Annotated in this window: 10 protein-coding genes; all 10 read right to left on the bottom strand. The window is 34.9% G+C overall.

The genetic code is table 11. The features are described from left to right. Positions 1–122 precede the first annotated feature (122 nt). Positions 123–1,682, bottom strand: coding sequence for a proton-conducting transporter transmembrane domain-containing protein (locus MWH30_RS12745; RefSeq protein ID WP_248664477.1), 1,560 nt, complete (start codon positions 1,680–1,682; stop codon positions 123–125). Between the two features lie 6 nt (positions 1,683–1,688). Next, a complete protein-coding gene (locus MWH30_RS12740) occupies positions 1,689–3,182 on the bottom strand; it encodes a complex I subunit 5 family protein (protein WP_248664476.1) in 1,494 nt (497 codons plus the stop codon). 35 nt (positions 3,183–3,217) lie between these two features. Further along, positions 3,218–3,553: a sodium:proton antiporter gene (locus tag MWH30_RS12735; RefSeq protein ID WP_248664475.1), complete on the bottom strand. Its 336-nt coding sequence runs from the start codon at positions 3,551–3,553 to the stop codon at positions 3,218–3,220. Between the two features lies 1 nt (position 3,554). Further along, positions 3,555–4,244 carry a hydrogen gas-evolving membrane-bound hydrogenase subunit E gene (mbhE, locus tag MWH30_RS12730; RefSeq protein ID WP_248664474.1) on the bottom strand — a complete coding sequence of 230 codons (690 nt, stop codon included), beginning with the start codon at positions 4,242–4,244 and terminating at the stop codon, positions 3,555–3,557. Further along, entirely contained in the window at positions 4,241–4,480 is a 240-nt protein-coding gene (locus MWH30_RS12725; RefSeq protein ID WP_248664473.1) for a Na(+)/H(+) antiporter subunit B, read from the bottom strand. The genes mbhE and MWH30_RS12725 overlap by 4 nt, the downstream gene beginning before the upstream one ends. 18 nt (positions 4,481–4,498) lie before the next feature. Then, positions 4,499–4,864, bottom strand: coding sequence for a monovalent cation/H(+) antiporter subunit G (gene mnhG / locus MWH30_RS12720; protein ID WP_248664472.1), 366 nt, complete (start codon positions 4,862–4,864; stop codon positions 4,499–4,501). A 28-nt stretch (positions 4,865–4,892) separates the two neighbouring features. Further along, complete coding sequence (locus MWH30_RS12715; protein WP_248664471.1) at positions 4,893–5,168, bottom strand: monovalent cation/H+ antiporter complex subunit F; 276 nt, start codon at positions 5,166–5,168, stop codon at positions 4,893–4,895. Beyond that, positions 5,165–5,674 (bottom strand): Na+/H+ antiporter subunit E, encoded by a 510-nt coding sequence (locus MWH30_RS12710; RefSeq protein WP_248664470.1) that lies wholly within the window; start codon positions 5,672–5,674, stop codon positions 5,165–5,167. The genes MWH30_RS12715 and MWH30_RS12710 overlap by 4 nt, the downstream gene beginning before the upstream one ends. A gap of 326 nt (positions 5,675–6,000) precedes the next feature. Beyond that, positions 6,001–7,560: a proton-conducting transporter transmembrane domain-containing protein gene (locus MWH30_RS12705; protein WP_248664469.1), complete on the bottom strand. Its 1,560-nt coding sequence runs from the start codon at positions 7,558–7,560 to the stop codon at positions 6,001–6,003. 5 nt (positions 7,561–7,565) lie between these two features. Continuing rightward, positions 7,566–9,038: a complex I subunit 5 family protein gene (locus MWH30_RS12700; RefSeq protein WP_248664468.1), complete on the bottom strand. Its 1,473-nt coding sequence runs from the start codon at positions 9,036–9,038 to the stop codon at positions 7,566–7,568. Positions 9,039–9,120 lie beyond the last annotated feature (82 nt).

Below are 9,120 nucleotides of genomic sequence, written 5' to 3'. Positions count from 1 at the left end.
ATATCTCAACCTTATCTACCATGCTAAAAGTACAGATAGGACTTTCACCTATTATCAATGTAATTTACGGAACACACGCTAAAAAAGGTAAGGTCTGAAGACCTTACCTTTTTTCTATATCTTTATATTAAAATTCTGATCCATAAAATAGCTAAAGTAGTTAACAACCATAAAACATATCTACTCATATTGCCATTATGAAGTCTACTCAAAATTCGACCGCTATAATCCATACTCTTTCCTAAACGAGCCAGAATATCTCTATCATGTTCTTCATGGTGATGCGGAGTGATAATATCATGACCAACAATGAAGAGAATTACTGCTAAGAGAATCGGTCGAAATCCGGCCCAAATATAACCAAGATCAAAGTAACCCATTCCCGCTTCTAAGTCAAAGAAAGTTTGTAATACCTGCGGCCTCCAACCAATAACTAAAATAGGTATTACCACTATTAACATACTAAATAACATTGACTTTTTGGGCTTTCGTTTAAGCTCTACCTCACATCTACCTGTTTTAAAGAAACCGAAATACATTACCTTTAAAAAGGAAAGTGAGGTTCCCACTCCAGCCAAGTTCAAACCCCAGTAAACAAAGGGATCACTGATACCGGCCTTCATTATATACTTACTAATATAACCGTTGGTAAAGGGAAAACCAGCAATAGCCAATGAGGCTACTAAGCCGCAAAAGGCTGTAATAGGCAGCTTTTTAGCTAAACCACCGAATTTCATTAAGTCATCCTCGCCAGTAGTATAAATAACTACTCCAATCATCATAAACAGTAAGCCTTTATAAAGAATATTGTTAACTAGATGGAGCACTCCTCCAATAATACCTAGGTGAGTTCCAACCCCAATAGCAGCCACCATAAACCCAATCTGGCTCACTATATGATAAGAAAGCAGTTTCCGCACATTAGTCTGCTTCAGAGCAAAGATTACTCCGATAATAGCTGAAACAGTACCGGCATGACCTAAATTAATTCCTCCTAATAAACGATAAAGTCCATAAACCCCCACCTTAGTAGTAAAGGCAGATAAGACTACACTAGTATAAAAAGGAACATTAGCATAGTTACGAGGTAGCCAAGTATGCAGCCCAATAAAGGCTAACTTAATTCCTACTGCTACTACAAAGAAAGGCAGACCGTATTCTACGGTAGTTAAAGCTATACTCCCCGAGGCGGTATACTGTAAAAGTATTCCCCAGAGTAAGGCCATAGCCCCTACCATATGCATCACAAAGTAATAATAACTAGCTTGCTTAGTAATCTTCTTACTTTTGTCAAAGATTAAAAAATAAGAAGTAATAGTCATCAGTTCCCAAAAAACATAGAATGTAAAGAGATCACCTACATATACCACTGCCAGTGAACTACCAATGTATAAAAAGGATAGTACATAGTGTTTTTTCTGGTCAGTAACTAGCGAATATATCACAGCACAGAGTCCAAAGAAAGCAAATATTAAAGCAAAAACCCTGCTCATCTCAGTAACCTCTAACAAAACCAGTTCAAAGTGCATAAAAGGCAGTGTAGCAACTTCACCTACTGATAGTCCAATCACTACCAAAAAAGTTACCAGAGAAATTATCAGAGCTAAAGCCTGTCTTAACTTACCCTTAGTAATATACAGTCCTCCAGCTCCAAGTATATATAAAAAACCAGGATTGATCATCTAATTTCATCCTCCTAACAACAGATTGATGTAATTACTGCTATCCAATAAATAATGTGAAATTTGACCCAGCATATCCAGAGGTAATCTCGGGAAGATACCTAAGAGCAAACAAGAAAATCCTAAAATAACTGCCGGCAACTCTAAGCTCAAACGAGGCCTTTTAAAATCAACTCTTGGCTTAGGCTCTCCGCTGGAATATAAGGACTGCAGCACTCGTAAGTAATAAACCAAAGATAAAAGGCTTCCTACTGGAATAAAGAAAGCAGCCACTGTATAACCAGACTCTAAAGCAGCCTCAATAATTAACCATTTACTGAGAAAACCATTAAAAGGAGGTAAACCAATCATTGCCAAAGCAGCTAAGGTAAAAGTAAAGGAAGTTAAAGGTAAAGAACGACCTAAGCCTTTAATATCCTCTATAGTTTCTGCTTTAAAGTAATAGATGAAAATACCCAAAGCTAAAAAGATAGCTCCCTTCATCAAGGCATGATTAACTATATGAAAGCCTCCTGCTATAAGTCCCTTATCTGTAGCTAAACTCACCGCTATAATAATATAACCTACCTGTGCAATACTGGAAAAAGCAAACAATCGTTTTAGGTTCTTTTGCTGATAAGCCATCAGATGAGCTACCATGAAGGTTATTACTCCCCAAACTACTAAGAGACTAGTTAGTTCAGTATTGGCTATAAAATCAAATCCAAACAGCACATAAATTACTCTAATAAAAGCATATAACGAAGCCTTGATTCCTACTCCAGAAGAAATAGCATTATAAGGAGCGGGTGCTTCCGGATATACATCAGGCATCCAAGTATGAAGTGGAACCAGTGCAAACTTAATTCCAAATCCAGTCAAAAACAGTATTAAGATAATACTCTTTAACTGTCCTGGCACTTCAGCAAACTTAACAGCAATCCGAGCCATATTCAAAGTTCCCGTACTTAGATAAACTAGCAGAATAGCTACTAAAATAAACACTCCACTCAAAGTTCCCGCCAGCAAGTACTTAAAGGTGCCTTCAAGGCTTCCATCTCTTTTATAAATTAAGACCAAAGCATAAGAAGTAATAGCAGCTATTTCAAAGAAGACATAAAGGTTGAATAAATCACCTGTTAATACCATACCTAGCATCCCTGCAATTAATAAAAAGAGTAATAAAAAGTACTTAGGAACCCGATACTTAGATTTATCCTCTTTAATAAAGCTCAAGGAATAAATTACTACTAAGTATGATATCACACTAATCAATAAAGCCATAATAGCTGCCAAAGGATCTATAACTAAATTAATAGCAAAAAGCCTATCCCAGCCACCTAAACTATAGATCATTGGCTCTTCAAAAGCTCTAATTACAACATCAATCACTAAAATTAAATGTATTGTCGCCGATAAAGCTAGGAAAGGCTTAAGTAACTTTTTAGAAAAGATTTTGACTATTCCTAGCCCAAAAGCGGTAATCAAAGGTAAAATAATTAACCAAATAGGCGAAGCCATCTTCATCCTCCTAACATAAGTAAGTATTCTTGTCGTTATCCTCGCATTTTGCGAATTTCAGTAATGTTTAAAGTATCGTATCTTTTATAAAGTTCGATTACTAGTCCTAACATCAAAGCAGTTGTACTAGCTCCAATAACAATTGCCGTCAAAGCTAAAGCCTGAGGGACAGGATCTACAAATAATTCATGGTTCCCACTGATGATAGGAACTGTTCCGCCAGGTCTATAGCTTGAAAAAACAAATAAGAAGATCACAGCAGATTCTAAAATATTAATACCAATCACTATTTTAAGCAAGTTGCGCTTAGAAGCAATGGCATAAAGGCCTACACAAATCAAGATTGCAATAACAAGATAAGTTAACTCCACTTTACTCCCCCTTTATCAAACTGTTAAAGATAATAGCTAAGCCAGCTCCTACCTTAGCCCCTACAGCCATATTTAAGTAAGGTATAGCTCCTCCACTAAGTATCTCGCCAGGAGTTCCTAAATAAAAGCCAGCTTGACCACTAGCTAAGAAAGTACTACCAGCTATCATGCCGAAAAGACCGATGATTACAAAGGCTAAAGCACCCAAATCTTCAATTAATGACTTAGTACTATAACTCAGTTTGCTCTCAGAATATTCTAAATCAAAAACTACAGTCCATAAAATAGCAATTACAGCTAAAATTACCCCTCCAGTAAAACCACCACCTGGAGATAAATGTCCGAAGACAACTAAGTAAACCCCTAATATAAACACAATCGGAATCACTGACTTAATGGATTTATGCACAAGTAAAGAAAAGTCATCCTTTAACATAGTCGTTTGTTTTTTAGGCAACAAAAAGGATATAATAGTTGCAGCAGCAAAGATTACTGTTGCTTCACCTAAGGTATCAAAGCCACGATAATCAAATAAAATAGCTGTTACCATATTAATGGCTCCGGTTTCTTCGACTCCAGTTTCTAAATAAAAGTTACTAAGCTCCATATCTACTTCTTGCAAACCGCTAAAAGCCATAAAAAACATACTTGCCAACAAAATAGCTAAAATCAAACAGTATAACTTTCTCATTCGAGCCCCTCCGTTTTACTAATAGTAACTATAAATAACCCAGTAGTGATCCCACCAGAAATTACTATCTCTGCTAAAGCTACATCCGGAGCCTGTAAGAAAACATAAAGCATTACCAAACTTCCACTAAATACCGTTAAAGTAATCACAGAAATTAATAAGTTTTTAGTAGCTATTGCAAAAATAGAACTACCTAATAAAATTATTAATAACAGATAATATAAAATTTGCTCCATTACAATCACCTACTCCTTTTAATTATTAGCTGCTTCTGTAGAGTCTTTTTGAGCAGGATCTAAGCCCAAAATAGGAGAAGAATAAACAACACAATCTTCCAGGTTTTCTCCTTTAGAATCACAACAAGGGTCTAAACCAAATAAATAAGCCGCTCTGGAAATAGCATGCGTCGTAACCGGATTCACAATGCCTAGAAAACCAATTACTATTATTAATTTTAGAGAGTTAAAACTAAAGCCTTGTATAAAAATAACTCCTAACATAATGTTTATTCCACTAGCAGTTAAGCATTTAGCTCCAGCATGCAGGCGAGCATAAAAGTCAGGAAAACGCAACATGCCAATAGCAGTAATTAAGGCGAAAGCAGCTCCAACAATGATCAAAATATGACCTATTACTTCAAGTAAGGCGCTAATCTTCTTTCACCTCTCTTCGTTTAGCAAAATACCTAGCAAACATCAGTACCCCCATAAAAAGTAAGATACCGTAAACTAAAGCCACATCCAAAAAGGCTGGTCTATCAAAATAAACACTTAATAAAACCAAGACTAATAAAAATAAAACTCCAATTGAATCAGCCGCAGCAATTCGATCAAAAATTGTGGGCCCTCTTAAAATTCGAAAAAAAATCAGTATTATAGAAGCTACAACAGTTAAAATCACCGCTAATAAAATAGGTTCTATCATGTGAGTATCCTCCCAATCAGGCTTTCAAATTTGCCATAGATAGTCTTGCGCATCTCTTCTGGGTCTCTAGTCTTTACATCCAACCAGTGAATATATAAATCTCCACTTTCAGTATCTAAATCCAAGGTCATAGTTCCTGGAGTTAAGGTTACTGTATTACCCAGAAAACTCATAGCAATTCCTTTATGTTCACCTTCAAACCCAGTAGGCACTTTGACAATTCCTGGATTAAAAGGCATGCGAGGATGGAGAACTATATAGGCTACATTAAGACTAGAGGCCATAACTTCTTTAAGTAGTAAGAGTAGATAGGCTACAAAGATAAAAAACTTAGTTACAATCCGCATTGCTGACCATCTTACAAAATAATCACTGATTACCTTAGCCGGCAAAATAGCAGCTAAGCCTCCTACTACTATTGAAGCTAATGAAAAATTACCAGATACAATAAACCAAATAACATAAAGAATAATGAAAATGAAAATACCATTGATCTTCTTGGCCATTTATTTCCCTCCCTTCTTGAAAATATTAAAAAAATTAAAAATAATCGTATTTTTAAAAAATATTACTTCTAATAAGTTGATAATTGTTAATTCAAAAGCTCTTTTGTTAATAAAATTACATACACTATCATTGCTGTATTATATAAGTTTTTAGTTAATTTGTCAAGCCTAGTAAAAGCTTTAACCTTAGCTGATATATACACCCTAAGCTTTTAACTTTTTTAAATAAAGATCTCCATATTTTGGGGCTAGTAAAGCCTTATTACTAATCCCAAAATATGGAGATAAGTACCCTGAAAAATCACTAGTATTTTTAGAAGTTTTGCTTAAAACATCAGATTAAACCATAAAATAATTAAGGCAGTCAGGGCCCAGACCAAATGCCTACTTAAGTCACCATTATGTAAATCACTAGCCACACTTCCTATCCTATCCCAAGCTCTAGCAAATATAGGATACGGATCCCTATTAACTTTTTCATGATGATGAGGTGTTATCAGGTCATGGCCGACAATGAAAATAATTATGGCTACTAATATTGGACGTAATCCCGCCCAGATATAACCCAGATCAAAATAACCCATTCCTGCTTCTAAGTCAAAAAAGTTCTTTAAAAGTTGAGGATAAAAACCAATAGCTAAAATCGGTACCACTACTAATAACATACTAGCTAGCATAAATTTTGTGGGCTTTCTTTTAAGCTCTACTTCACATCTACCTGTTTTGAAGAAACCAAAGTACATGACCTTTAAAAAAGAAAGTGAAGTTCCTAGCCCAGCTACATTTAGTCCCCAGTAGATAAAGGGATCATTAATTCCAGCCTTCATAATATACTTGCTAATATAACCATTGGTAAAGGGAAAGCCAGCAATAGCTAAAGAAGCTACTAAACCACAAAAAGCTGTGATCGGCAACTTCTTAGCTAAGCCACCAAAGTTCATTAAATCTTCTTTACCAGTAGTATAAATAACCACTCCGATCACCATAAACAGTAAACCCTTATAGAAAATATTATTAGCCATATGCAAAATTCCACCAATAATCCCTAAATGAGAGCCCACTCCAATAGCAGCAATCATAAAACCAATCTGACTAACAATATGATAAGAAAGTAGCTTACGCACATTAGTCTGCTTTAAGGCGAAAATTACCCCAATAATAGCTGAAATAGTACCCGCATAGCCTAAGTTAATTCCCCCTAATAAAAGATAAAGCGCATAAACACCAACCTTAGTAGTAAAAGCCGATAAAACAATGCTAGTATTAAAAGGAACATTAGCATAGTTTTGAGGCAACCAAGTATGTAAACCGATAAAAGCTAACTTAATTCCTACTGCAATTACAAAAAAGGGTAAAGCAGTTTCAACAGTAGTTAAAGCCATGCTCCCCGTTGAAGTATAGTGCATAATTATTCCCCATAATAAACAAAGGGCCCCTGTTAAGTGCATAATAAAGTAATAATAACTAGTCTGCCCAGTAAAGGGCTTACTTCTATCAAAAATCAAGAAAAAAGAACTCAAAGTCATTAACTCCCAAAATATATAAAAAGAAAAGAAGTCACCTACAAATAAAATAGATATGGAAGCTCCAATATATATATATCCTAATACATACTGCTTTTTCTGAGCAATTAACAAAGAATAAATAGTACTACCTAAACCAGCAAAAGCAAATACTAAACCAACAAATCTACTCATACTATCCACACTGATCAATATTAATTCAAAATCCAAAAAGGGAATAATTAAACCTTCACCTAATGGTAAATTATATACAACTATTAAAGTTGTTAAAGAAATCAAAACAGCCAAAGCCTGTCTTAACTTACCTTTAGTCAAAAACAAGCCCCCAGCACCTAATAAATAAATAATTCCCGGATTTATCACTTGACTTAACCTCCTAACAAAAGATTGATGTAATCAGCGCTATCCAATAAAAAGGCTGGTACTTCTTCCAATAAAGCTAATGGTAATTGAGGTAAAAGGCCAAATAATAAACAAGAAAGACCTAGTACTAATACTGAAAACTCCAATTTCCAATTAGGTTTTTTCTTTAGTTTTAAGCTATCACCATTTGAATATAAAGACCTAATCACCTTTAAATAGTAAGCTAAGGAAAGCAAACTCCCCACTATCAAAGAAAAGGCTGCTCCCAAATAACCTGCTTCTAAAGTCGCTTCTATAATCAACCATTTACTGATAAAACCATTAAAAGGTGGTAAGCCTATAATAGCTAAAGCAGCTAAAGTGAAGCCAAAGGAAGTTAAAGGCAAGGAAAAGCCTAAGCCTTTAATATCGTCTATAGTATAAGCTTTAAAGCTGTAAATAAAGACTCCCGCTGCTAAGAACAGGGCCCCTTTCATTAAGGCATGGCTAACTATATGGAAGCTGCCAGCTATAATTCCTTTTTCAGTTGCTAAAGCAATAGCCATAGTAATATACCCTATTTGAGCAATACTGGAAAAAGCTAATAATCGCTTTAAATTACTTTGTTGATAAGCCATTAAATGGGCCAGCAAGAAGGTAAATACTCCCCAAATAACCATTATGCTAATCAAATTAGTATTCATCATAAAGTTTAGCCCAAAGAGAACATAGATAACTCTCAATAGAGCATATAAAGAAGTCTTAATTACAATTCCAGATAATAAAGCGCTAATTGGAGCCGGAGCAGCAGGATGAGCATCAGGTAACCAGGTATGTAAAGGAACTAAAGCAAACTTAATTCCAAAACCAAAGATAAGTGTAGTTAAAGTAATTATCTGAAAACCTAAAGAGACATCAGGCATTCTAACAGCTATCTGAGCCAAATTTAGAGTTCCAGTAGCTTGATAAATAAAGATAATCCCTAGTAAAACAAAGAAACCACTGATAGTCCCCAAAATCAAGTACTTAAAACTAGCTTCAATAGCTATATCGGTCTTTTTAAAGGCAACCAAAACATAAGAGGTCAAAGAAACGATCTCGAAAAAAACATAAAGGTTAAATAAGTCTCCCGCTGCTACCATACCTATCATGCCAGCAATTAATAATAACAAAAGCAAATAATACTTCGGATAGTCTTCTTTAATAAAGTCTAAAGAATAAATAATCATCAAATATGAGATTACAGTAATCAACAAAATAAGTACTGCTGCTAAAGGATCTATCACTAAGTTAATTGCAAAAAAGCGATCCCAAGAGCCTAAACTATAGATAATAGGCTCTTCCAAAGCTCTAAGGGTCACCCTCACTACTAAAAATAAATGAATAGTCGAACTTATCATTAAAACAGGCTTAACTAACTTCTTAGAAAAAAACTTCACTATTCCCAAAGCAAACGCCGTAAACATTGGTAAAATAATTAACCAAATTGATACAGCCATTTTGACCCTGCTTATAAAAATCTATACAAAACTAACTATAGACCACAATTTCACAGGATTACAATTGTGTAGGATGCAATCG

The organism is Fuchsiella alkaliacetigena, assembly GCF_023227765.1.
Lineage (GTDB): Bacteria > Bacillota > Halanaerobiia > Halobacteroidales > Acetohalobiaceae > Fuchsiella > Fuchsiella alkaliacetigena.
This window is presented reverse-complemented; position numbering and strand designations above follow the sequence as displayed.